This is a genomic window from Acetatifactor aquisgranensis (assembly GCF_943193215.1).
Lineage (GTDB): Bacteria > Bacillota > Clostridia > Lachnospirales > Lachnospiraceae > Acetatifactor > Acetatifactor aquisgranensis.
Genome location: NZ_CALPDH010000001.1, coordinates 56,424 through 80,996 on the forward strand (window position 1 = coordinate 56,424; position 24,573 = coordinate 80,996).

Below are 24,573 nucleotides of genomic sequence, written 5' to 3' on the forward strand. Positions count from 1 at the left end.
TCCTTATATAAAAAAGTGCTGCAGGTGTCCAACATGTATTATAACGAGGGGCTGGAAAAGGCCGGCGTCAGGGATTTGAGCGGCGCCGTTGTCAGCCTGCGCCGGAGCCTGCAATTTAATAAGAACAATATCAAGGCAAGGAATCTGCTGGGACTGGTGTACTTTGAGATGGGTGAGGCAGCCTCTGCCTTAAGGGAATGGGTCATCAGCAAGAATATGAGCCCGGAGAAGAATATCGCGGACGAGTACATCGACAAGATGCGCTCCAATTCCGCCAGGCTGGATTCCATCAACCAGACAGTCAAGAAATATAACAGGGCGCTGGCCCTGTGCAACCAGGACGGCGAGGATCTGGCGGTGATACAGCTGCGCAAGGTCTTGTCCATGAACCCCAGATTCATAAGGGCCCACCAGTTGCTGGCGCTGCTGTATATGAAGCAGGAGGAATGGGATCATGCGGAGCGCGAACTGCGCAAATGCATGGATATTGACAAGAACAATCTCCTGACTCTCCGCTACCTGAAAGAGGTGGAGCAGGCCCTGATGCCGGAGGAAGGGATAAAAAGGCGGAGGAAGGACGAGTCCGTCAGATATCGGAGCGAGAATGAAATCATCATCCAGCCCCTGAACGTTAAGGAGCCAAAAAGGGGAGGCGGTTTCGCCACTGTGCTGAATATGGTAATCGGCCTTATCATCGGTATCGCAGCCATGTATTTCCTGGTGGTGCCGGCAGCCCAGTCCCGGGTCCGGAATGAGGAGCAGCAGACCATTACGAAAATCAGCAACGAATCGGATGCGAAGACTGCCCGCATCCAGGAGCTGGAGGACCGGATAGAGGATTTGAACGGAAATGTCCAGAACCTGTACACAGAGATTGAGGGCTATGTGGGGGCAGGCGGAACCATACAGACCACAGAAGAACTCTTCCAGATAGCTGCGGCATATACGGAGTCTGGCGATATGTATGTGGCAATGGATCAGTTGGAGGAACTTGCAGAGCGGGTGGATATGGCGGCCATGCCCGAAGGATTCCAGCGACTGTATCAGTCAATGACTTCCGTCATCGGGCCTGAGCTTTCCAAGGAGTATTTCGATGAGGGATATCAGCAGTACTATACAAACCGGTTCGAGGAAGCGCTGGAGACGCTTGGAAAGGCGGTGCAGTATGATGCTGCCAACATAGACGCTCTCTATCTTTTGGGGGAGGCATACCGCTCCAGCGGCGATACGGCAAACGCCATCACGACCTATGACAAGGTAATAGAACTGTCCCCTGACACCGAAAATGCCAGGCTGGCTAAGTACCGCAAGGACAGCCTGAATGCCGGCTAAGTGTGTAAAGAACTTCTAAGCGGCCAAAGTGCGCCCGCTAAGAAGTTCTAAGTTACACACGAAAGAACGCAAGGACAGCGTTCTTCCAGGTCTCGCACCAAGTGTTTTGGATGGAGAAATCATAAAAAGTACAAAAGAAAAGAACCTGTAGGCGCTATGGGTTCTTTTTTCTACGTATTTATGCGGGCTTCCCATGCCGCAACAGATTTCAGAAAGGAAGGGTGTAAGTTATGGAACAGGTCACTACAGGGGATTTTCAGGTCATAGACAACTGCCTCCTGATTCAGCTGCCGGAGGAGATAGACCATCATGGAGCGGGCTTCATCTGTGAGTGCGCGGACCGGTATCTGGTCAGGGAGGAGGTGCGCGACGTGGTGTTCGATTTCGGAAGGACCAGGTTCATGGATTCCTCCGGGATAGGCATCATCATGGGGCGCTACCGCAAGATATCCTGTTTCGGAGGCAAGGTCTATGCCATACATGTGGACAGGCAGATAGAGAGAATCTTCAGGCTGTCAGGGTTGAATAAAATAGTGGAGGTACTGGAATCATGAGAAATGAAATGGAGATTATCTTTGATGCCCTTTCGGACAACGAGGGATTTGCCAGAGTGGCGGTGGCGGCTTTCATCACCCATCTGAATCCCACCATGGAGGAGATGGCGGATATCAAGACCGCTGTGTCGGAGGCAGTGACCAATTCCATCATACACGGCTATGAGAATCTGTGCGGCTATGGGAGGCCTGGCGGGCAGGATGAGGGCAGTGCCTGTGAAAAGGCGAACCCGGGCAAGGTAAAGCTGCGCTGCGTGCTGGAGAAGAACATCCTACATATCGAAGTGACAGACAGCGGAAAAGGGATCGAGGATGTGGAGCGGGCCATGGAGCCACTGTACACCACGAAGCCGGAGCTGGAGCGCTCCGGGATGGGATTTGCATTCATGGAGGCGTTCATGGACGAGCTGGAGGTGGAGAGCGCTCCGGGCCAGGGGACGACAGTCCGCATGATTAAGAAAATAGGAGTGGGCGGATGGATAGAACATCAGTGCTGATTGCCAGGTCACAGGCGGGAGAAAGCGAAGCGCGAGAGGTACTGATAGAGAGTAATCTGGGGCTGGTGCGCCATATCGTGAGACGGTTCGCGGGCCGGGGACACGATCTGGAGGACCTTTTCCAGATAGGGACCATAGGGCTCATGAAAGCCATCGATAAATTCGACTTAAAGCTGGGGCTGAAATTTTCCACCTACGCGGTGCCCATGATCACCGGGGAAATCAAGCGGTTCCTGCGGGATGACGGGCCGGTGAAGGTGTCCCGGACCATCAAGGAGAACGGGCTGAAGGTAAAGCTTGTCAGGCAGAAGCTCCAGGGAAGGGAAAACCGTGAGCCGACCGTGCAGGAAATCGCGCAGGAGGCCGGGCTGTCCGCGGAGGACGTGGTGCTGGCCATGGAGGCCTCTATAGAGGTGGAATCCATCTATTCCGCCGTGTATCAGGATGACGGCAGCGAGGTCTATCTGGTAGACAAGGTGGTCCGGGGAAGAGGGGGCAGCATAGGCAGCAGCGTGATGAGCGGCTGCGACGGAGAGGACGCGGAAAAGGAGGAGGTCCTCAACCATATGCTGCTTGGCCAGCTTCTGGACAGCCTGGAGCCCAAAGACAGGAATCTGATTTATATGCGTTATTTCCAGAACAAGACCCAGACGGAAATCGCCGCCAGGCTCGGGGTCAGCCAGGTGCAGGTCAGCCGCATGGAGAAAAGGATTCTGCTGAACCTGCGGGAAAAGGTCCGTTGAACTTTAATTTTCTGTAAAATTTTTGAAATCGCGAAAAAGCCCTTTTCTTCCTGCGCCAATTCGTTTACTATGGAAGTATAAGAAAGCTTTCCGGGTACTTCCAGTGCTGCATGCGGTATGTCTGAAAATATGCAGGGAAGACAGATTTGCATAAGGCAGGCGGATTGCTCCGGAGGAGAGGATTGTATGAGAGACAGGACAGTACGTAGAGATGCAGGCAGAATGGGGAGAATGTATGTCAGAAAGGGGGTGCGCCGCCGGATATATGCCATGCTGGCTTGCCTGGTGGCGATGGTGGCAGTGATGTTCTCGGTGATTTCCGTCTATGCGTGGATCAGGGAGCGGGCAGGAGATGCTGCCGCGGCTTCCGGAGGGGATGTGGTGGATGGGAGCAGCGTGGTAAGCATCGATGAGAATGGAAACGTGGTGGATGAAGAAGGAAATGTAGTCGGCGTGTTCTCGGGCTCCGTGGGCCTTACTCCGGAGGAGGTGGAGGTTCAGGTGGCCAACGCCAGGCAGGAGGCGGCCACGGAAGTGCTGGAGGGCATCCGGACCAGGATCAACGACGGGGACTCGATTCTGGATATCCTGCAGCCGCTGTATCCGGATGACCTGGTGGTATACAGCGGCGGACAGTACCATGTGGTTCCCATCGACTACAGCCTGGCACAGAACCAGTGGGACAATGCGAACCTGAATATCCTGGAGACCGGCGAGTATCAGTATCTCCAGGACGGCCAGGTAATTTCCCACAAGGGCATAGACGTGTCCGAGCACCAGGGCGACATCGACTGGAACCTGGTGGCCCAGGACGGCGTGGAATTCGCTTTCATCCGGGCGGGTTACAGAGGGTACGGAACCGGGAAGCTGGTGGAGGATACATATTTCGACGCCAATGTGCAGGGGGCCCAGGCGGCGGGCATTAAGGTAGGGGCCTATATCTACAGCCAGGCCATCACCGAAGAAGAGGCGGTGGAGGAGGCGAATCTGGTGCTGGAAAAAGTCGCTCCCTATACAATGGAATGTCCCATTGTGTTCGATGTGGAAAAGGTCTCCGGGGCGGACGGCCGGATGAACGCCCTTTCCATAGAGGAGCGCACCGCATTGACACAGCTTTTCTGCCAGACCATTGAAGACGCGGGATACAGGACCATGCTGTACTACAATACGGAGATGGGCGCCATGATGCTGGGGCTGGAGGCGCTGGAGGGATACGACAAATGGTTCGCGGCGTATAGGGACAGCTTTTATTACCCATATGCGTATAAGATATGGCAGTATTCCCAGTCAGGGACAGTGCAGGGGATTTCCACGGAGGTGGATTTGAATATCAGTTTTGAGCCTTTGTGGTAACGAGAGAGGATGTTCTGAGGTTGCAAAGGACACAGATTAAGGACTGCTTTGACTTGCAGATATAAGAACAAAGAATAATTTTCAAGATTCCGTATCATAATAGTCAGTAAATCCGGAAAGGAAAGCTGATGGGATGATGCGGAATTTTTTATTGATTTTGACAGGGGGAAGTTATGGTCTGCTGGCGGCGGCAGGCGTGTTCACCGTGCTGGCTGCAGTGGGGCTGGTGCCGCGGTTCGCGGGCAAGACCCACACGGCGAAGCATGTGACGCTATATGAGGAGATGGTGATATTCGGCACATTGACAGGCTGTGTGCTCAGTGTTTTTTCCAGGTACTGCCGGTTCCGGGCCTGGTGGCAGCAGCGCTGTCCTCAGTATGAGCCGGTCCTGGAGATGGCGGGCGTGTTCTGTCAGGCGGTCTTCGGACTGTTCGCCGGGATGTTCGTAGGATGCCTGGCGCTGGCCATTGCGGAGATGCTGGACAGTATCCCGATCCTCACCCGCCGTATCTCTTTCAGGCATGGTCTGGGGCTGGCAATCATCAGCATGGCGGCTGGAAAAATCTGCGGTTCCCTGCTTTATTTCCTGACGGAGCTGCACAGGACGGTGGGGTGAAAGGAACGGCAGAGGGAATTTTGGGCGTGAAGCCGGACGATGGGTATTGATTCGGGAAGGAGAGTTCTTATGGCAAATGTGACAGTCTATTTGAAATGCGACAGGAATGTGGAGGTGCGGTCGGAGGACGTGTTCCTGTCGGATGTGGGTTCCCTGCGCTGTATAGACTCTGTCATAGCGGCCAGGCTGAAAGCTTTGAAAGTACACCATTTCAGCAGTGGGGATACGAAACGGTGCGTCATCAGTTCCCTGTATCTGGTGAAGCTGATGGAGGAGACGTGCCCGAATATCACGGTGCAGATTGTGGGGGAGCCGGATGTGCTGGTGGAGCAGATCAGTGTGGATAAGCATAAGGGCTGGCAGCAATGGGCGAAGTGTGCGCTGGTCTGTCTGGTGAGTTTCTTCGGCACGGCCTTTACGATTATGGCGTATCACAATGATGTAGGCATCAACGATGTGTTCACGGAAATCTATCGTATGGTGATGGACAGGGAGCCACAGGGGCTGAATGTGCTGGAGGTGTCCTATTCCATCGGCCTTGCGGCGGGCATCATTCTTTTCTTCAACCATGTGGGGGTCAGGCGGCTCACAAAGGACCCCACGCCCATAGAGGTGGCCATGCGCAACTATGAGGAGGATGTGGACAAGGCTCTTATCGCTACGGCCGGAAGAGAGGGGAAAACGGAGCAGGGCGGCTCCGGGGAGGAATAATATCCTCCTGTCTGCGCATACTGAGAACAGAGTGCAGTGAAATGCCGCCGGTATGGGAAAGGCCTGCCGGGGGATTTGCTTATGCCGCGACGGGGCAGCATGTGGGAAAGCCGGAGAATGGCGGGAGACGGCATAGGTTTGGGGAAAGCGAGGAAAAACAGAGTATGAAAGAAAAAGAGACAAACATAGAGGCACAAGAGCAGAAAAAAGAGAAAGAGCAGCAGAAAGCCTATGAACAGTATGTCAAGGCGGTGACTCCCACCCACAGCCTGTGGCGGCAGATGCTGCATGCCTTTATTACGGGGGGCATTATCTGCTGCATCGGGCAGTGCATCCTGAATTACGCAGGCAGCCTGGGGCTGGACAAGCAGTCTGCAGGCAGCTGGTGTTCTCTGATACTGGTGCTGCTGTCGGTGGTCCTGACCGGTCTCGGCATCTTTCCGAAGATTGCGAAATGGGGCGGCGCGGGAGCTTTGGTGCCCATTACGGGCTTCGCCAACAGCGTGGCGGCTCCGGCCATAGAGTACAAGGCAGAGGGGCAGGTCTTTGGGATTGGGTGCAAGATTTTCACTATCGCAGGGCCGGTGATTCTTTATGGGATTTTCTCCAGCTGGGTGCTGGGTGTGGCTTACTGGGTTGGGAAGACGCTGGGGATTATTTATACTGCTTAACGATTTCGCTTGCCGTGAAACAAGACTGCATAACGCTGACTGGTTCAATCGCATGATTGCATTAGGCAGTATTCAGCGTTATGCAGTATAAGCGCTTTACGGTGATTTTGCCAAGGACGGCAGAATTCTGATGCCGGGCAGGATGTCCCTGGGCAGGACCAGCAGCAGAGTGCCCTTTTTTACGGAAATGGAGCTCTCCATCCCCTTGAATTCATTGCTGATGCCAAGGGGGAAAGTGCTGCGCAGAAAGGCATTGTTGAGCTCGTATTTCAGACCGTGGAGATTTACGCCCTGACATTCATCCGTGTGGGAAAAAACGGACAGGAATCCCTGGTCTCTCCTGGGCAGCGTCAGCTGGCAGTCGGTAATAGTGGTCAGGACATTTTCCCCATCATGGAGGAAGCCCTGTCTGCCGTTCTGGGACAGGAAGGCCAGGAGCTGGATGTTGGCGATGGTATGCTCGATGCGTCCCCCTGTGCCGCAGCAGAGATGGAACTGGGAAAAGCCCTCCAGGATGCCCTCTTTCAGGGCGGCCAGAGTGTCCGTCTCATCTTTCTGGGGATTGAGCCGGACCACGTTGGAATGGGTGGGGCAGTACCCCAGGGTATCGAAATCTCCGATAATCAGGTTCGGCGTGATACGGGCTTCCTCCAGATAGCGCAATCCGCCGTCCACGGCGATTACATAATCATTTGCGGTAGGGGTGAAGTCAAGCCCTGTGTTCCTGCCTGCGCATACCAAGTAGCAGATTCCCTGTTTCATATAGAGGAGCTCCTTTCTGTTTATGGTCAACATCCTTTACCATTTACTCTATTTTATATCAGCGGCAGAAGAAAAACAAGAACAGATAGTTGAAATCGAACGAAATTTGAATCAGAAACAGTGTGAGAGGAGACGCTTTTTCAGGCAGCCCCGGAGACGCTCTGCCGTTGACAAAAATGTCTCTGAATGATACTCTTATTTGGGAAGAGATTCAGGAGCAGAATCAAGACAGAACGGACAAAGGACGGGAAAAGAAAGGTGAGAAACGCGGGCACAAAGCGCAGGGGCCGAAGGACAGGCTTTATTCTGGCAGTTCTTTTTTTGCTGGCGGCAGGGGGACTGTATTTCTATTTCCGTGTCTATCGGGTGGAGCCGGTATTTACGGAGATTACATATGAATATGGGGACGCGGTCAGCCGGGATATCACGGATTATCTGGCCGGCACGGACTGGTCTGTCCATCTGGGGGAGTTGGATCTGTCCGGGGTGGATGAGTCGGAGACAGGCACTTATGAGGCGGTGGTGATTCATGGAAGAGAGGAGTACGTCTACCGGATTACGATTCAGGACACGGTGCCGCCGGAGATTCTGTGGAAAGAGGGTCAGATTTATCTGGCTGCGGAAAGAGACTGTACTGTCATGGATGTGATAATGGGCGTACAGGATGTGGACAGGGAGGCGGAGGCCTTTTTTCTGGAGGGAAACGATGCTCTGGATGAAATCCGGTTTGACAGTGTAGGGGAATATGCGTTGGAAATCGGCGCCAGGGACCGGGCCGGAAACGAGGCCAGAGGGGAGGTCCGTGTCATTGTGGATACGCCGCCGGCTTTTGAGGGAATCCATGATTTCTATGTGGTTCCGGGAAGTGAGCCGGATTATCAGGAAAAAGTAGCGGCCAGAGATGATGTAGACGGAGATTTGACTGAATCTATACGGATAGACGATTCCGACGTGGAGCTGGACCGGGAGGGCAGCTATACGCTTCGCTATCTGGCACAGGACAGCTATGGGCTGGAGACAGTGGAAGAGGCGCTGGTAATGGTAGGTTCTCCGGAGGAGATACAGGAACTGATAGGGCACCGCCAGATTGACTACCGGGTGGACTGTATCCTGGGAGCGCCGAACATCTATGACGGCGGGGGCTCGGAGTACGAGGATATGGAGGAAACGCTGGAATATATGCGTCCGGCGTTGGTGCAGCTCTATCATGGCCTGGGCAGAGGCGGATACAGTTCCGGTTCGGGCTACATCGTGGAGATAGCGGAGGATGCCGTTTATATCTGTACCAACAATCATGTAGTGGAGAAATATGAGGATTGGGATATTTATTTTTATGATGGGACGAAGCTGCACGGTGAAGCGGTAGGAGTCAGCGAGATTTATGACGTGGGCGTGGCGAAAGTTGCCCGGGAGGATGTACCGGAGGAGCTGCTGGACCGGCTGATGACAGTGCATATCGACAGGACCTATTGGGAGAGTCTGGACGATCAGGAGATTGAGCTGGCGCTGGAGCGGGTGGACAGAGAGGGCGGACTGCTGCATAAAAGCATGGGGAATCTGATTAAGATAAAACAGGAATTTGACTGGTATGAATATCTGCCCCATACAGAAGTGACCATAGAGCTGGTGCACGGAGATTCCGGCTCCGCGGTGCTGGATGGCTATGGGAACCTGATAGGCATGGCATTTGCCTATTCCGTAGAGCCTGTACGATATTGGTGCATTCCGCTGGATGGGATATTGTCCTGCTATGAGGAGATTACGGGCAGGCGGCCGTATGTGTATTAAGAGCGATATGTGATGAAACGGTTCTGGCATTGCTGCATGGAGATGGATTCTGTGCGCGGATGCCTTGGCGGACAACATAAATGTTTGGAAAGAGTTTTTGCGGATGCAGTTGTAAAACAGGCAGAATCGAGGAGGAAAAAAGGATGTTCTATATCAAAAACGGCATGGTGCACGACGGTGTGCACAGGGAAGGGTTTCCCGGAGACATTCTGGTGGAGGACGGTAAAATCAAGGCGATTAGGAAACATATGGAAGAAGGGCATTCCATGGAAGTGCCGGCGGGAGCGGAAATCGTGGACGCGGAAGGGCTGCAGGTGTATCCGGGCTTCGTGGAGGCTCACGGGCACATCGGCCTGGACGGCTACGGCATCGGCTATGAGGGGATGGATTACAATGAGCTCAACGATATCATCAGTCCCCAGATGCGGGGCATCGACGGCGTGAAACCCATGGATCCGGCGCTTCCCAAGGCGGCTGCGGCAGGGGTGACCTGTGTCTGCGTGGGGCCTGGCAGCGCAAACGTGCTGGGAGGTACTTTTACCACAATTAAGACTGTGGGCAAACGGGTGGACGACATGGTAGTCCGGGACGGTGTGGCCATGAAATGCGCTTTCGGCGAGAATCCCAAGCGTGTGTACCGGGACAAGAAGGACTCCAGCCGCATGACCACGGCGGCGCTTCTTCGGGAGACTCTGTTCAAAGCGAAAGAGTATATGGATAAAAAAGAAGCGGCAGGAGACGACATTTCCAAGCGCCCGGCCTTTGACATGAAGCTGGAGGCTCTGCTCCCTGTGATGAGAAAAGAGATTCCCCTAAAGGCCCATGCCCATGCTGCGGAGGATCTGTTCACTGCCCTGCGGATCGCACGGGAATTCGACCTGAAGATTACGCTGGAGCATGTGACGGAGGGGCATCTGATTGTGGAGGAGCTGGCGAAGGAGAACGTGCCGCTGGCGGTGGGGCCTACCCTTACCAGCGCGTCCAAGTTCGAGCTGCGCAACAAGAGCTGGATTACGCCGGGCGTGCTGGCGGCTGCGGGCTGCCAGGTGTCCATCATCACGGACTCCCCGGTGATTCCCCAGGAGTATCTGCCCCTGTGCGCAGGGCTGGCGGTGCAGGCGGGGATGGATTCCTTTGCCGCCCTCCAGGCCATCACCATCAATCCCGCGAAGCACGCGGGGATTGCGGACAGGGTAGGATCTCTGGAAGTAGGGAAGGACGCGGACATCGTCATCACGGACGGGTGTCCCTTTGAAGTGTCCACGAAAGTGAAGCATGTGTTCATTGACGGGAAGAGAGTCTGTACAGAGTGATTGTGAGCCGGACGGGCTGTGCGAATGCAGGAAACGCGAGAACAGGAGGCAGGCGCCGATGGAAGAGATACGGTATGAACTGGTGGACAATGTATTGAGCGCAGAAGATTTTGTCCGGCTGAAAGTGGCTGCCGGATTTAAAGAGAGGCCTTTACCCCAAGTCGAAAAAGCGCTGAAAAACGGACTGTTCAACGTCTCCGCCATATGTGACGGGCAAGTCGTGGGAATGGGGAGGCTTGTGGGTGACGGAGCCATGTACTGGTACCTGCAGGAAATCGTTGTCCTGCCGGAATACCAGGGAAAGGGAATCGGGAAAAGCATCGTGAACAGGCTCCTGGAGCATATCAGAAGCGCTGCCATGCCCGGCACGATCATAGATATAGGCCTGACGGCAGTGAAGGGGAAAGAGCCTTTTTACGAAAAGTTTGGATTCTCCGTCCGTTCCACCGGAATGGGGCAATTGATGGAAATACAGGAATAGACGGCAGGGAAATGTGCATCCTGTCATGCGCCTGCGGCGGCCGAAGACAGGAAATTGGCAAAGGGCTTTGGTCAAAGTCAGCGCAGAATGCAGCAGGACGAAAGTCTTATATGCTCTCTTTCGGGCAGACAAGTGAAGCGGGAGCCGCTTGTCGCCCGTAGAGGGCATTTTTATTTTTCCAAATACGTTACTTTTTACCCTCTTCGGACGTGTTTCAGACAAAGGAGGTGGACGCATGGACATGGAGCGGGAGCTGCGGGAGGCGGTCATGAAATACAGCGACATGCTCTACAGAATCTGCATCGTCATGCTTTGCAATGAGCAGGATGTGCAGGACGCCATTCAGGATACCTTTTGCCGATATCTGGAGAAGAGGCCGGACTTTCATGATGAGGAACACAGGAAAGCCTGGCTGATTCGGGTGGCTACGAATATCTGCCGGGACATGATGCGGTTCCGGATTCGGCATCCGAAGGTTTCCATTGACGAATTAGAAGACAAGATTGTAATACCTGAGCAGAAAGAGACGCTGAGGGAGTTGCTGGAACTGCCGGTGAAGCAGAAGACGGTGATTTATCTGTACTATGTAGAGGGATACCATATCAGGGAAATAGCCGATATCCTGGGGATTACTGAGGGCGCGGTGAAAATGAGGCTCCGGCGCGGCAAAGAGCAGATGAGACTGCTGTGGAAGGAGGGATAGGACAGATGAGCGGGCTTAGGGTAAAGGAAACCATGGAGCAGATACACATTCCGGAAGAGATGCGGGAGCAGATTATTTTAAATGTCCGGGACAGGATGAAAGCCGGGACAGCCGGAGGGGACGGAACAGGACAGGCAGAAACGGCTGGAGGGGCCAAAACAGGAAACCGCAGGGCTTACAGTGCTCAGAAGGCGCACGGTACTCAGAGGGCACACAGCGCCCGGAGGAGAGCGGCAGCCGTGGCGGCATTTGCGCTGGCGGCAGGCCTTGCGGCCGTTCCGGTGCAGGCTCTGGTTCAAAATATGGTGAGGGCGCGGATGGAGGATATCCCAAAGGAGAGAGTGCAGGAAATGGAGAATCAGATTCGGGAGCTGAATGTGGAAGCCGACAGCTTTTCCAGGGAATATACCGACGGAGAAAACGCGCGCATGAAAGAACTGGGGAAAGCGTATCGAAATGGGAGATTCCCGGAAAAAACTCTCTTGCAGGTGGATGACGCGGAGGATGTGGAGGAGGGAGCGCTATGCTATCTCAACACCACAGGGCTTTTCTGTCTGCCGGAGGATCGGGAACTGACGGATGAGGAGATTTTGGAGATTATTGATTTCAATTATGCCAGAAGCTATGCCGTTGAGCAGAGCGCGGCGGCCCAGGCGGCGCGTAAGGAGCAGCAGGAAGAACAGGAACGGCTTAAGGCGCGGCTGCAGGCGGCGGGAGGAATCAGCGAAGAGACAGCAGTGGAACTGGCGGCGAATCAGATGAAAGAGGAGATTGGCGCGGCGGCTGAGGGAAAAGTCGAAATCAGGGTGACTTTGACAGAATGGTTGAAAGTGGACGATGATGAGGAGAGATATCTTGTATACTATGTAGCTTTCAGCAATCCGGAGGATCTCTCTTCCTATTTATGTGCCGTTGACGCTATGGATGGAAGTATTTTGGATACATTTCAATAATCGTATAAATTGGAAATTTTGAATGATATTACGTTAAAAAACTGATGAAAGGAAGAATGGAATCATACATGAAAAAAGCAGGAAGAATTTTAATGTTATGTGCTCTTTTGTTTCTGACAGCCTGCGGCAGGGGCGATGCCGGCGGGAATCAACAGAGCGGCATGTCCCGGGAGATCGGCGCGGCCGGGGACACTGATGCCGCAGGGGGAAAGGAATGGGTCTATGTGCCGGAGGTGCTCTGGGTAGGGGATGAGCGGGCGGACTACGGAGACATGCGGCTGATTGGAGATACGCTCTGCTATATGCAGGTACCCGGGGAGGATGAGGGCAGCGGGAAGAAAATCTGCCGGTATTCCATGACAGACAACGCCTTGCAGTCAGTGGACATCGACTGGCAGTCGGAAGGGGATTTCTGGGAAAAGCACGCCTATGCTTTTGACAAGGACTGTAATGTATGGCTGATAGCGAATGTCTATTCCGAGGATTACAGCCAGCTTATGCGTTTCCTGTGCCGGTTCGATTCGGAGGGGAAGCTGATTTTCGCCCGGGAGATCACGGAACAGCTGGGGAGGGGCATCTCCGTAGGCGACATGGTTGTGGACAGGCAGGGGCGGCTCTTTATCTGTTCCAGTGAATACTCTGATGTGGCCGGTATCTGGCTGTACACAGGCGATGGAAGTTTTCAGGGCTTCATTGGATTCGATGCTTCGGAGACGGTTTTCGTAAAGGGAACCGCAGAGACGGAGGATGGAAAATTCTATGTCTGTTACAGCGAAGGGCAGGAGCGGGAGCGCTGCATACTGATGGAAGTGGACTTCGAGGGCTGCCAGGCCAGCGTGCTGACGGAGGATATGCCGTATATCGATGGGTTTTGTTCGGGAAGACGGTTGGACAGGAGTCTGTCTGCAGCCGGGGAGGACAGCGCTTCTCCAGAGCCATACGACTTCCTGCTGTATGACCATACGAACGCCTATGGATGCAATCTCTCTGGCCAGAAAAGCGGCACAGAACCAGTGGTGGAAGAGCTGTTTGCCTGGGCGGACAGCGATGTGAACGGATATTATGTGACGAACCTGGGGGTAATGGGAGACAGCAGATATTTCTGTACAGTGGAAGACTGGCAATATGACGACAGATGCGTAATATTTCTGGATAAAACAAATGCGGAAGACGCACCGAGGAAAGTTAATATGACCCTTGCCGCTGTGAACGAAGGGGGCGAGCAGGCGGCCATGGTGGTGCGCTTCAACAGGGCCAATCCCCAGTACCATCTCGCTGTAAAGAATTACGAGTCCCTGACGGATTTGTATATTGCCATACTGGCAAAGGAACCCATCGATATCATTGATTTGTCAGGAGTCAATGTGGAGAAGCTTTCAAAACAGGGGGTATTCGCGAATCTGTCCCCTTATCTGGAACAGTCGGAGAAATGGGGACCCTCCGATTTCGTGGACGGCATATTGGAGGCATATACATTTGACGGTGTCCTGGTGGGGATTCCGGAGGGCTTTACGATGCTGACACTGGTGGGGGATGGGACGCAGACCGGGGGAGAGGGCCTGTCGCTGGACGGGCTGTTCCAGGCGCTTTCCCGCAATCCCGGGGCGCTGCCTTTCGAGGGGCCTGATAACGAGAGACTGACCAGGGAAGAAGTGATGCAGTATCTTATGATATTTGGCGAGGATGTCTTTATCGACTGGGATACAGGGGAATGCCGTTTTGATTCGGAGACTTTCCAGGCAGTATTGGAGCTGTGCAGCCGCTATCCTGACGGCGATGCAGCCGCTGTCCGGAACGGTTCCGAATCGGAGATTTCTCTGCCCGCCAGGCTGCAAAGCGGTCAGGTGCTGTTTGCCCTGGCGCGTATGGACGATATTAAAGATTTTCAGCTCTATAAGGCCATATTCGGGGAAACAGCCGCCTGCGTGGGCTTTCCCACCGGGGACGGAAAGGGCGGGACTTTATTGTACAGCGACGGCGCGTTTGGAATTTTCGCAGGTTCGGAGAACAAAGACGGGGCCTGGAAATTCGTAGAGAGCATTCCGGACTGGAAGGTCAGGGAGGGGATGGAGCTGCAGGATGTCTATCTGTGGTATAGTATTCCGGACAGATTTCCTGCCCTGAAAAGTACGCTGGATATGATCATAGAATACAGGACACAGGAAGACCAGGCATGGCTGGAGAGAGGACATGAGAATCTGGGCGGCAGAAGCTATGAGGACGGCTGGAGCTTTGATTACCATATGGTGATGCGGGATGAAATCGAGACTATACTGAATCTGGTGAAAGACGCGACTCTCGCTTTTGACCTGGAAAATGATGAAATCATCAAAATCATCCGGGAAGAAGCCCAGGGCTATTACAGCGGACAGAAGAGCGCGGAGGATGTGGCAGAAGTGATACAGAGCCGTGTCCGGATGTATGTGGAGGAAAACAGGTGAATTTTCGAAAGAAACGTTGAGAAACCTCCGCGGCAATGTTATACTGGTTACAGGCGGCAGGCATGAGCTGTTATGCGAAAGGAGAATGAAATGTACCAGATAATAGACGGAAAAAAGATTTCTCAGGAGATAAAAGACGAGATGCGGGAGAAAGCCGCGGCCTTGAAAGAACAGGGGACAGAGCGGTGCCTGGCCGTGATACAGGTGGGGGCAGACCCGGCGTCTTCTGTGTATGTCAGGAATAAGAAAAAGGCCTGCGAGTATGTGGGAATCCGTTCCCTTTCCTACGAACTGCCAGAGGAGACCAGGGAGGAGGAACTGCTTGGCATCATCGGGGAACTGAATGGACGTGAAGATGTAAACGGTATATTGGTACAGCTGCCTCTTCCGGCACATATCAATGAGGACAGGGTGCTGTTATCCATCGCGCCGGAGAAAGACGTGGACGGCTTCCATCCTGTGAGCGTAGGGAACCTGAGTATCGGCAGGCCGGGCTTTCTGTCCTGTACGCCGGCTGGGGTGATTCAGCTGCTGAAGCGCTCGGGCATTTCCATAGAGGGGAAAGAGTGCGTGGTGCTGGGCCGGAGCAACATCGTGGGCAAACCCATGGCTATGCTGCTGCTGCGGGAGAACGGCACGGTGACGGTATGCCATTCCCGGACGAAGAACCTGAAAGAGGTCACGAAGCGGGCGGATATCCTGGTGGTGGCCGTGGGCAGGCCTAAGATGGTGGATGAAAGCTATGTGAAAGACGGAGCCGTAGTCGTTGATGTGGGAATTCACAGGAATGAGGAGAACAAGCTCTGCGGAGATGTGGACTTCGACAGCGTGGCGCCGAAGACATCATACATCACGCCCGTCCCCGGCGGCGTAGGCCCTATGACCATTGCCATGCTGATGGCAAACTGCGTGGAGGGGCTATCGGATTAGGGCCTGTGGGAGCAAAATCAATGTTATGTGTTGTGTGAGGGGCGGGATATAGTGGAAACGGAGATACCAGATTTGAATCACAAAGGGGTTCACTCCCCGCAGCTTACTGCGGGGAGTTTCATTTGCTGGTGCCGTTGCTGTCTTGATTGTACACAGATTTGCAGCATAGCGCAATAGAATTTTGCCCAGATTGCATGATTCAGGCACAAGAAATTGCCGATTAAAAGAAAGTTTTTGATTGCGTTCTATGCGGGGATGTGATATACTTTTTTGTAATAATTTATTCAGTAAGCAGGATATTCTTGCTGCGGTCAATATTCCGCAGAACTTAAATTCAGATTTTCTATTTGTCAAAGATCCCTGCTTAAACTCAAATTTATAAATCATGCGGGGATGAGACTGGGATTTATACTGCTTAACAGTTACAATTTCTGAGTAACTCGACTACATAACGCCAGCCATATACGTTCAACCAGTGCGGTACGGTAAATTTTGGCGTTATGTAGTATAAGGTTTTTGCAAGAAAGTTTCCGGCTTTCTGCGTCCTGTCCTCCCGCGGAAAGGAGAAAATGGGAGAGCCGAACAATGCGCTGAAAGTCTACATGAACAGACCTGACAGAATCAAGTCTGTGCTGGAGTATTATCTGGGGGCGAGGCTGCCATCGGACTGGAAATGCGAAGAGACAGGAGGGTTTGTGACTGTCAGGAATTCCAAAGGAAAACTGTCCTTTCGTGAAAGAGATTTCCTGGGGAAAGCGCAGGCCTGGGGAGTTCGTTTCCTGCTTGGGCTGGAGAACCAGGACAGCATCAATCTGACCTATCCCTGGCGGCTGATGGAATTGGACTACCTGACCTATGGGAGGGAGATTGAACGGATACAGGAGAGGAATGTTTATAACGAGGTTAAATATGGGGTAGAGGACGACTTCAAGTATCGATACAGAAAAGACGATTGCCTGAGGCCTGTACTGAATCTGACTTTATATTGGGGCAGGAAGAAGTGGAAGAAGCCGCAGACGCTGAAAGATATGATGGGCAGCATGGAGAGACTGCCGAAAAAGCTGCAGCGTTTGGCGGGGGATTACCGAGTCCATATGGTGTGCATGCGGGAGATTCCGGATGAAGACATTCAGAAGATGGATTCCGATTTAAGGTATGTGTTAGGTATCATGAAGCGGACTGCTTCTCCAAAGCAATATAGGGAATATATCTGGAAGAATAGGGCATATTTCAGTAAGATACCCAAAAGTGCTGTGGATGTGATAGATGCATGCACAAATATAAAGAATATCACGGAAAAGCTGGAATATACATTCAATGCGGAAAGCGGAGAGGAGGAAACAAATATGTGTAAAGCATTGGACGAGATAGAAAGAAATGCGGTAAAGCGTGGATTAAAGAAAGGAGTAAAGCAAGGAGTAAAGCAAGGTGCTTTGATGATGTTGTTCTCACTGGTAAACGATGGGCTGCTCAATGTGGGGGAAGCTGCCAGGAGGGCAAAGCTGTCGAAAGATGCTTTTTGCACCAAAATGACAAAAGCCGGATATAAGAAGCCAATATAGAAGGCCAAGGAGCTGATGGCAGAGCTGACGGACATTGTGCTGCTGGTTTTAACAGCCTGTCCGGGGGAGAGCGGGTTCGCTGTGTGGCGCTGAGTGAGATAAGGCAGAGAGTGAAATCGATGGAGGAGCGGGAAAGAATGCGGATAGCCATATGCGATGATGAACTCCAATACAGACAACTGATACATGAGAAGCTGCTGCAGGACAGCATCTGCTGCGACTACGAGACGGAGATTTCGGAATACGAAAGTGCCGCGGAACTTCTGGCAGCGACGGAAAAGGGATATTCTGCCGATGTGTTTTTTCTGGATATCCAGATGTCCGGCGGTGAGGACGGCATCTGGGTCGGCCGGGAGCTGCGCAGGCGCGGTGAAAGAGGGTTGATTGTCTATATCACAGGATTTATCGACTATGTGCAGATAGGGTACGAGGTAAGGGCGTTCCGTTATCTGCTGAAAGGCCAGATAAACGAAAGCCTGCCCAGGGTGCTCGGGGATATCAGGCGGGAGCTTTCCGGCAGTTCCTATTTTTTCAGGCGGGCAGAGAGTCCTTGCGGGTAGAGAAACGTGACATCCTGTATCTGGAGAGCCGTATCCGGATTCTGCGTCTGGTGACGGCGGAGAGGGAGTACAGCTTTTACGACAATCTGGAGCATGCGGCGCGGGAACTGGGGGAATCTTTCCTGCGCTGCCACAGGAGCTTTCTGGTAAATATGGATTGAATTCGGAAATATTCCAGCAATGAAATCGTGCTGGAGGGCGATATCACGATTCCAATCAGCCGTTCCTATGGGAAAGCGGTGAAGCAGAGGCTGATGCTGGAGATGAAGTGACGGAGCATGGGAAGAGAATGCAGATATTCAGTTTATGCCTGACAGGGCTGTTGACTATATGTGCGGTGTATGGTCAGAGAAAATACGATGATACGAAAGCCGGCGTTTTGGGCATGGGCTTTTTTTCGATTGCTTTTTATCTGGACAGCATCTTCTATCTGATTATGAAAAATGCAGCCGTCGGCTGTTATTCGGTTCCGGCAGGCTTCGGCAGCATTGGAACGGAGGCGGAAATGGTGTTCCAGCTGATGGGGATTCTCATTTCCAAAAGCATTGTGGTGATTGGGCTGACGGCGTGGACGATAATAAGGCGGGGGTTTGACGGAAAGACCGGGGCTGGATTAGAAGCGCAATTTGATGGAGGAATGACAGGCGGCAGAAGCAGGGACTGGTACGTGGAAAAACCTCAGGGAGCCGGGCCAGGGCAATCAGGTCAGATGCAGAGGGGCTGGCAGTATCTGGATGGCCTGACAGTGGGCATAGGCGTATTTTCTGTGATATTGGCGGTGGAATGCATGAGGGGCGGCAGGGATGGTTTGTCGGTGGCACTGCGCCTGTTTTTTTCTGCTGCTGCTTTTGGCGGGCTATTATGCGCAATCAGGTAGGGCACGGGCTGGGGCTGCGCAGCATGGAGCGCATCGTCCACGCCTGCGGCGGAGAACTGGCGGTGGAGCGCACGGAAAGCCAGTTCACGGCAGTGGTGCGGCTGCCGCGCATTCCTGTATCATACATCTGATTTGCAAAAATCTTTCCGCGAGGGAAATTGCGGACACAAACTGGAAAACTATTCTGCCAGTCGATAGAATAAGCCGGGGATTCTGTCATCGCAATAGTCGATGGCTTTTTCTTTGCTTTTCTCTAAGTCGATTTCAGCCATAAATACCCCATATTCATTTTGCCTTATGAAAACGCATCTTCCGGATGGGTCATAGACATACGCCAATGGAATTTTTCCTGCAAAATGAGAACAGCCCATGACATATACTTCGTTCTCAATGGCACGCGCTTTCGCTAACGAAGTCCATTGTTCAAGCTGTAAGGCATGATACATTCCTGTTCCGATTGGGTTGATTAGTAAGACCGGATTCTCTAAACACATGATTCTTGCCACTTCCGGAAAATGTATTTCATAGCAGATGGGGATTCCAACTTTTCCGAATTTCGTATTGACACAAGTGATTTTTTCACCGTTCTTTTTTCCTTTTTGCTTTTCGCCTTTCGTCAAAATGCATTTTGTGTATTCGTCAACGATTTTACCGCCGTCAATTACCAATGCCTTTTGCTGTCCGTTATAATCCAAATCCTTAAAACCTGTAATCACATATTTTTCTTTTCCCTTTATGATATCGATTGCTGCCCGCAAGCTATTGCTATCTAAAAAACCCTCCGGAAAGATATAAAGGTCTGCTTCTTTTTGGGATAAGAAGTAATGCAACTCTTGTATACTGTCATTTTGGTTAGGGACGATTAATGCCACATTCATAATGATTGTCCTCCTTGGCCAGAAGTAAGTGTTTCTGTCAAACCGTTTTTGCCGTCCAGCCCATGTCCTCTTTCCGAATCCGGCAGTGCGGCCTTTCCATTACGCTTATTATACATATCGAATGGCTGGAATTCAATATCTGTATGGGGGAATCATGGCATGGCGGCATGGTACGGTGTCGGCTTAGGGTTATAATAGAAATCAGCGGAATCCCAACATTCAGTACAATTCTTCTGCTATAATAGCACTTAGATAATAGAATCTGCTTTTGATATAGAATCTTTTCTGGAGAGAGGAATGAAAACAATGAGGATACTATGGAGGAAAAGCATATCAGGGAAAAAGAGCATTCCGGGAAACTGCCTGTTTTGCCTGAAAACGGTTTTCCGTTATGTTCCGTTCAATACACTGGCAGCGATGGTCTGCCTGCTCGTACCGGCCACCTTTGCGGGGCTTCAGGTGCTTCTGCTGCAGCGAATCGTGGACAATGCCCTCGCGTATGTGCGGGGTGGGGCCGGGGGAGCGGAGGCCATGGAGGCCATGGTCATGTGGGGCATCTGTCTGGTGGCGCTCCTGACTCTGGGCACTTCCATGCAGCGAATCGGCATCTACCAGATGGATCTGGCCAGCGTGAAGCTCATGGAGCGGATGGCCCCGGACATTGCCGGACGGCTGACCGAACTGGAATATGCTTCCTTTGAGCAGCAGGACACCCAGGAGCTTTTCCAGAAAATGTCCGGGAGCCCGGAGACGGGAATCTTCAACTGCTGCCTGAGCACTATGTTTGTCATACAGAGGACTATCAACCTTTTCTTTTCCATGGCCGTGATTTTCGCAATCTCACCGTGGATGGGGCTGGGAATCATCGTAATCGGCATCCCCATGATGGTTCTTGGGTATTACGCGGCGGGCCACAGCATGACCATGATGGAGGAAGGGGCGGACGCCAGGCGCAGAATGGCCGACTTGAAGAGCCTGCTTACCAATAAGCATGCCATGTTCGAGATGAAGCTGTTCGACGCGGCGCAGCTGTTTGGGGAAAAGTGGAATCATTACAGCACGGAATACGCGGACATAGCCCTGAGGGAGAATCGGGAAGTAATGAAGCTGGATATCTGCAGCAGGCTTCTGAATGTGATCTACCTGATATTCGTGGTCTTCATGGCGGCAGCGGGGCTGTTGGGCGGCAGCCTGACGCTGGGGCAGTTTACCGCGGCCCTGAACGGTGTGGCGGGAATCGGCAGTGGTTTGAACGATGGGAGCCGTCAGGTGATATGGCTGTTCGCCAATGCCATGGGGATTCATTATTACATGGATTTTCTGAAACTGGAGACCAGAAAGGACATGGGAACGGTGGAAAAGCTGTCCTACTATGATATCGCCTTTGAGAACGTAAGTTTCCGGTACCCGGGGACGGAACGGGATATCCTGAAAAACGTCACTGAATTTCATATTTTCACAGATTGCTACAGGGCGTTCCCGGGGTTTTTTGTGCTGGGTTTTGTGCTGGATTCAATCGGCATACTGACCGCAGTGGCGGCGCCGGTGCTGCTGGCACGGATTCTGGAGCTGGCGGGGGAGGAAAGCGGCAGTGGAAGGGCGCTTGCCGGAGCGATTCGATTGTATGGGCTCTGTCTGGCCTGTGCCCCAGTGGTGGAAGTGTTCTTCCGCACTCTTTCCAAGCGGGCAAATGTGCAGGGCGAGCGCTATTTTGGCGGAAAACTGGTTGCTTTTTCGGAGAAAATCCAACTGGCGGCCCTGGAGGATCAGCGGTGGAAGGCGGCAAATCTGCTGCTATGCCTTTAATATTGGGGTGGCTTTTTTCCTGCTGGTGCAGGGCAGGATTTCCCCGGGGGCTTTTGCCGCCTGCCTGTCGGCGTTCACTGCCTATGACAGCAGCCTGCAGACCTTTATCGCCATGCTGTTCGACGCTGTGGCGACTTATCATGTGGTGGAGGATTATTATGACTATTTCACTGTCCCCATGGAAGAGGACGGCAGCAGGGGGTATCGGCCCTTTCAGGATGCCATCTCAGTGGAGGATGTTTATTTCCGCTACAGCGGCAGTGACAGGGACGCATTGAAAGGCCTTTCCTGCCGGATTCAGAAAGGGGAACATGTGGTGATTGTAGGGGAGAACGGCTCCGGCAAGACGACTTTTGCCAAGATTCTCACGGGAGCCTATCTGCCCTCGGCAGGGCATGTGTCCTATGACAGGCAGAAGATGGGGGAACTGCGGCGCCGGAGCCTTTACGACCATATTTCTGTAGTGCTTCAGGATTTTGTGCATTATCAGTTCACTCTGTGGGAAAACATCGGCATCAGCTGCCTGAGACGCATGGCTGAGGAGACGGCCAGGGCGGGGAAGAAAGCCGGGACAGACGGAATAACCATGGAAGAGTTGGTGAGCCGTGTGGCGGGCGAGGATTTCCTGCAGAAGATAGGCGGACTGGATGTCCAGATAGGCAGGGAATTCGGCGGCGAGGAGCTGTCCGGCGGGGAGTGGCAGAAAATCGCCATCGCCAGAGGCCTTTGGAAAGACAGTGACATCATTATCCTGGATGAGCCCACCGGCGCCCTGGATCCGCTGGTGGAGTACGATATTCTGTCGAAATTCGTGGAAATGATTCAGGACAAGACCTCGGTGATCATCTCCCACCGGGTGGGAATCTGCCGCAGCGCAGACAAGATTATCGTCATGAAAGACGGAAAAATGGCTGAGTGCGGACGGCACGAGGAGCTGCTGGAAAAACAGGGTGAATACGCCAGGATCTGGCGGGAACAGGCCAAGTGGTATGCGTAAACGGTGGAGGTTCCGCTTCCGGCCTGTGGCAGGTCTGCGGATTGCCCCGGATTGATGAGAGAAATCCCTTTGTATTTTAGAAAATACTTGCTTTTCCCCTGTTCTATGGTAAAATGAGGGTGACAATCGAATAATGAGAGGTTTATCATCATGCCAATGGAAAGCATACATAAAAGCGTTCCATTGCGACGAAGAGGAGAAGAGCGTAATGAAAAGAAGTTTTCATGGAAAGAAGAGCTTTTGCGGCTTTCTGGTTACGGCGCTTCTGGCAATGGCTGTACTGGGCGGATGCGCAGACGGCACAGGAGAGTCTTCGGAGGATAATTCCTCTAAGGAGTCCACAGTAGAATCCACGCAGACTGACTCTGCGGAATCCGGCGAATCCACGGGAGCTGACGCTTCCGGAGAGAGCACAGAGCCGGAGGGCAGCGAATCCGGTTCGGCAGAAGACGCCGCGTCCGGACAGGAAACCGGGGATAGGTACGGCGGCTCCATCGTTGTAGGAGTACAACAGGATATCGACAGTCTTGACCCTCACAAAGCGACGGCGGCAGGAACGAAAGAAATTATCTTCAACATTTTCGAAGGCTTGGTGAAGCCCGACGAGAATGGCAATCTGATCAATGCGGTAGCCAGTGATTACACGATCTCCGAGGATGGATTGGTCTATACGTTCACCTTGAGGGACAACGTGAAGTTCCACAATGGCAATGTCGTGACAGCTGAGGACGTGAAATACTCTCTGGAGAGGGTATCGGGACTGCTGGATGGCACTCCCCTGATTTCCACGCTGAGCACGATTAAATCCGTAGACATACTTGACGAAAAGACGGTTCAGGTGACAGTGGAGAACGCGAATACGGAGCTGATTTACAGCTTCGTGGCGGCCATCATCCCCGCGGGCAGCGGAGAGGACGAGACGGCGGACCCCATCGGTACCGGGCCGTTTTCTTTTGTCTCCTATAAGCCTCAGCAGGGAATCGTCCTGGCGAAGAACCCGGACTACTGGCAGGAGGGGCTGCCCTATCTGGATCAGGTGGAGTTCAAGATCATCAACAGCGCCGACACGGCCCTGTTGGAGCTCCAGGGCGGCACCATCGACTTCTACGCCTACCTGACGGATTCCCAGGCCCAGGCCCTGCAGGGCAGCCACCAGGTGATTTCGTCCCCCACCAATATGGTGCAGGCGCTGTTCCTGAACAATGCGGTGGAGCCCCTGAACGATGTGCGGGTGCGCCAGGCGATTTCTTATGCCCTGGACAAAGAGTCCATCAATGACTTCGTGGGCGGCGGCAACGGCACCCTGCTCAGCTCGGCCATGCTGCCTACGCTGAAGGAGTATTACGTGGACCTGAACGACACCTACGGCACCACGGCCAATGTGGAGAAAGCTAAGGAGCTCATGGCGGAGGCGGGCTACGCGGACGGATTCGACATGGAGATCGCCATTGTCTCCACCTACGAATTCCATATGCAGACCGGCGAGGTAATCGTGGAGCAGCTTAAGGAGATCGGCATCAACGCCACCATCAAGGGCATGGAGAACAGCAGCTGGCTGGACGAGGTGTACAACGGACGGCAGTTCGACGCCACCATCACCGCCCTGACCTGCGACATGACGCCGGGATACCTGATGAACCGGTTCCAGACCGACTCCGGCAAGAACTTCATCAATTTCCAGAGCGCGGAGTATGATGAAATCTACGCGAAGGCACAGGCTGCTCTGGATCCGGACGAGAAAGCCGGATACTACAAGGAGCTGCAGAAGATTCTCTGTGACGAGGCGGGCAGCGTGTTCATCCAGGCTCCGGCCAACCAGACGGCCATCAGCAGCAAGCTGGAGGGCTATAAGTTTTACCCCGTGTACGTGCAGGATATGAGCACGGTGTACATCACGGAATAGTGTGTGGGCTTTGGGGCTGCGGCGCTACTGCCGCAGGCGACAATTTGTAAAAAAGGGACGGGCGGGGCAGCCTCGATAGAGGCAACCCCAATTGGGGCATCCGCAGTCGTGGCATCTGCCGATTTGGGGAGCCCGCCTGTCC

25 protein-coding genes are annotated in these 24,573 nt (G+C 53.2%); 23 read left to right on the forward strand and 2 right to left on the reverse strand.

Going from position 1 to position 24,573, the window contains the following annotated elements; all coding sequences use genetic code 11:
* Positions 1-33: 33 nt before the first annotated feature.
* The 8 genes from NFS35_RS00235 to NFS35_RS00270 all read left to right on the forward strand — a co-directional run bounded on the left by NFS35_RS00235 (position 34) and on the right by NFS35_RS00270 (position 6,477).
* The gene (locus NFS35_RS00235) at positions 34-1,332 is read left to right on the forward strand and encodes a tetratricopeptide repeat protein (RefSeq protein WP_251205135.1); all 1,299 of its coding nucleotides are present in this window, start codon (positions 34-36) and stop codon (positions 1,330-1,332) included.
* Positions 1,333-1,562: 230 nt separating this feature from the next.
* Positions 1,563-1,886, forward strand: coding sequence for an STAS domain-containing protein (locus tag NFS35_RS00240; protein WP_251205136.1), 324 nt, complete (start codon positions 1,563-1,565; stop codon positions 1,884-1,886).
* A complete protein-coding gene (locus NFS35_RS00245) occupies positions 1,883-2,383 on the forward strand; it encodes an ATP-binding protein (RefSeq protein ID WP_251205137.1) in 501 nt (166 codons plus the stop codon). Before NFS35_RS00240 ends, NFS35_RS00245 begins: the two co-directional genes overlap by 4 nt.
* Positions 2,362-3,126, forward strand: coding sequence for a SigB/SigF/SigG family RNA polymerase sigma factor (locus NFS35_RS00250; RefSeq protein WP_251205138.1), 765 nt, complete (start codon positions 2,362-2,364; stop codon positions 3,124-3,126). The genes NFS35_RS00245 and NFS35_RS00250 overlap by 22 nt, the downstream gene beginning before the upstream one ends.
* Positions 3,127-3,312: 186 nt before the next feature.
* Positions 3,313-4,479, forward strand: a complete 1,167-nt coding sequence (locus NFS35_RS00255) for a glycoside hydrolase family 25 protein (protein WP_251205139.1) — start codon at positions 3,313-3,315, stop codon at positions 4,477-4,479.
* Positions 4,480-4,612: 133 nt separating this feature from the next.
* Complete coding sequence (locus tag NFS35_RS00260; RefSeq protein WP_251205140.1) at positions 4,613-5,095, forward strand: stage V sporulation protein AB; 483 nt, start codon at positions 4,613-4,615, stop codon at positions 5,093-5,095.
* Between the two features lie 69 nt (positions 5,096-5,164).
* Positions 5,165-5,806: a stage V sporulation protein AA gene (locus tag NFS35_RS00265; RefSeq protein ID WP_251205141.1), complete on the forward strand. Its 642-nt coding sequence runs from the start codon at positions 5,165-5,167 to the stop codon at positions 5,804-5,806.
* A gap of 164 nt (positions 5,807-5,970) precedes the next feature.
* The gene (locus NFS35_RS00270) at positions 5,971-6,477 is read left to right on the forward strand and encodes a SpoVA/SpoVAEb family sporulation membrane protein (protein ID WP_251205142.1); all 507 of its coding nucleotides are present in this window, start codon (positions 5,971-5,973) and stop codon (positions 6,475-6,477) included.
* 96 nt (positions 6,478-6,573) lie between these two features.
* On the opposite strand, the gene NFS35_RS00275 is transcribed toward NFS35_RS00270, so the two are convergent.
* Entirely contained in the window at positions 6,574-7,239 is a 666-nt protein-coding gene (locus tag NFS35_RS00275) for a thiamine diphosphokinase (protein WP_251205143.1), read from the reverse strand.
* A 186-nt stretch (positions 7,240-7,425) separates the two neighbouring features.
* Here NFS35_RS00275 and NFS35_RS00280 point away from each other — a divergent pair, with 186 nt between their 5' ends.
* From NFS35_RS00280 to NFS35_RS00335, 12 genes are all read left to right on the forward strand, one after another.
* Complete coding sequence (locus NFS35_RS00280) at positions 7,426-9,027, forward strand: trypsin-like peptidase domain-containing protein (protein ID WP_251205144.1); 1,602 nt, start codon at positions 7,426-7,428, stop codon at positions 9,025-9,027.
* A gap of 143 nt (positions 9,028-9,170) precedes the next feature.
* Positions 9,171-10,340, forward strand: coding sequence for an amidohydrolase (locus NFS35_RS00285; RefSeq protein ID WP_251205145.1), 1,170 nt, complete (start codon positions 9,171-9,173; stop codon positions 10,338-10,340).
* A 58-nt stretch (positions 10,341-10,398) separates the two neighbouring features.
* On the forward strand, positions 10,399-10,821 hold the full coding sequence (locus NFS35_RS00290; RefSeq protein WP_251205146.1) for a GNAT family N-acetyltransferase: 423 nt from the start codon (positions 10,399-10,401) through the stop codon (positions 10,819-10,821).
* A 235-nt stretch (positions 10,822-11,056) separates the two neighbouring features.
* Entirely contained in the window at positions 11,057-11,524 is a 468-nt protein-coding gene (locus tag NFS35_RS00295; protein ID WP_251205147.1) for an RNA polymerase sigma factor, read from the forward strand.
* Positions 11,525-11,529: 5 nt separating this feature from the next.
* Entirely contained in the window at positions 11,530-12,477 is a 948-nt protein-coding gene (locus tag NFS35_RS00300; RefSeq protein WP_251205148.1) for a hypothetical protein, read from the forward strand.
* A 92-nt stretch (positions 12,478-12,569) separates the two neighbouring features.
* The gene (locus tag NFS35_RS00305; RefSeq protein ID WP_251205149.1) at positions 12,570-14,918 is read left to right on the forward strand and encodes an ABC transporter substrate-binding protein; all 2,349 of its coding nucleotides are present in this window, start codon (positions 12,570-12,572) and stop codon (positions 14,916-14,918) included.
* Positions 14,919-15,008: 90 nt separating this feature from the next.
* Positions 15,009-15,848 (forward strand): bifunctional methylenetetrahydrofolate dehydrogenase/methenyltetrahydrofolate cyclohydrolase FolD, encoded by an 840-nt coding sequence (gene folD, locus NFS35_RS00310; protein WP_251205150.1) that lies wholly within the window; start codon positions 15,009-15,011, stop codon positions 15,846-15,848.
* Between the two features lie 569 nt (positions 15,849-16,417).
* A complete protein-coding gene (locus NFS35_RS00315) occupies positions 16,418-17,410 on the forward strand; it encodes an Rpn family recombination-promoting nuclease/putative transposase (protein WP_251205151.1) in 993 nt (330 codons plus the stop codon).
* A gap of 83 nt (positions 17,411-17,493) precedes the next feature.
* Positions 17,494-17,970, forward strand: coding sequence for a LytR/AlgR family response regulator transcription factor (locus NFS35_RS00320; protein ID WP_251205152.1), 477 nt, complete (start codon positions 17,494-17,496; stop codon positions 17,968-17,970).
* Positions 17,961-18,131, forward strand: a complete 171-nt coding sequence (locus NFS35_RS00325) for a LytTR family DNA-binding domain-containing protein (protein WP_251205153.1) — start codon at positions 17,961-17,963, stop codon at positions 18,129-18,131. The genes NFS35_RS00320 and NFS35_RS00325 overlap by 10 nt, the downstream gene beginning before the upstream one ends.
* 128 nt (positions 18,132-18,259) lie before the next feature.
* The gene (locus tag NFS35_RS00330; RefSeq protein WP_251205154.1) at positions 18,260-18,847 is read left to right on the forward strand and encodes a hypothetical protein; all 588 of its coding nucleotides are present in this window, start codon (positions 18,260-18,262) and stop codon (positions 18,845-18,847) included.
* Positions 18,832-18,978: an ATP-binding protein gene (locus tag NFS35_RS00335; protein WP_251205155.1), complete on the forward strand. Its 147-nt coding sequence runs from the start codon at positions 18,832-18,834 to the stop codon at positions 18,976-18,978. Before NFS35_RS00330 ends, NFS35_RS00335 begins: the two co-directional genes overlap by 16 nt.
* A 48-nt stretch (positions 18,979-19,026) precedes the next feature.
* Here NFS35_RS00335 and NFS35_RS00340 read toward each other — a convergent pair whose 3' ends face one another.
* On the reverse strand, positions 19,027-19,725 hold the full coding sequence (locus tag NFS35_RS00340) for a carbon-nitrogen hydrolase family protein (RefSeq protein ID WP_251205156.1): 699 nt from the start codon (positions 19,723-19,725) through the stop codon (positions 19,027-19,029).
* Positions 19,726-20,022: 297 nt separating this feature from the next.
* Here NFS35_RS00340 and NFS35_RS00345 point away from each other — a divergent pair, with 297 nt between their 5' ends.
* The 3 genes from NFS35_RS00345 (at position 20,023) to NFS35_RS00355 (ending at position 24,431) form a co-directional block, all read left to right on the forward strand.
* Positions 20,023-21,531: an ABC transporter transmembrane domain-containing protein gene (locus NFS35_RS00345; RefSeq protein ID WP_251205157.1), complete on the forward strand. Its 1,509-nt coding sequence runs from the start codon at positions 20,023-20,025 to the stop codon at positions 21,529-21,531.
* A 25-nt stretch (positions 21,532-21,556) separates the two neighbouring features.
* Complete coding sequence (locus NFS35_RS00350; RefSeq protein WP_251205158.1) at positions 21,557-22,528, forward strand: ATP-binding cassette domain-containing protein; 972 nt, start codon at positions 21,557-21,559, stop codon at positions 22,526-22,528.
* A 208-nt stretch (positions 22,529-22,736) separates the two neighbouring features.
* Complete coding sequence (locus NFS35_RS00355) at positions 22,737-24,431, forward strand: ABC transporter substrate-binding protein (protein WP_251205159.1); 1,695 nt, start codon at positions 22,737-22,739, stop codon at positions 24,429-24,431.
* The last annotated feature ends 142 nt before the right edge of the window (positions 24,432-24,573 follow it).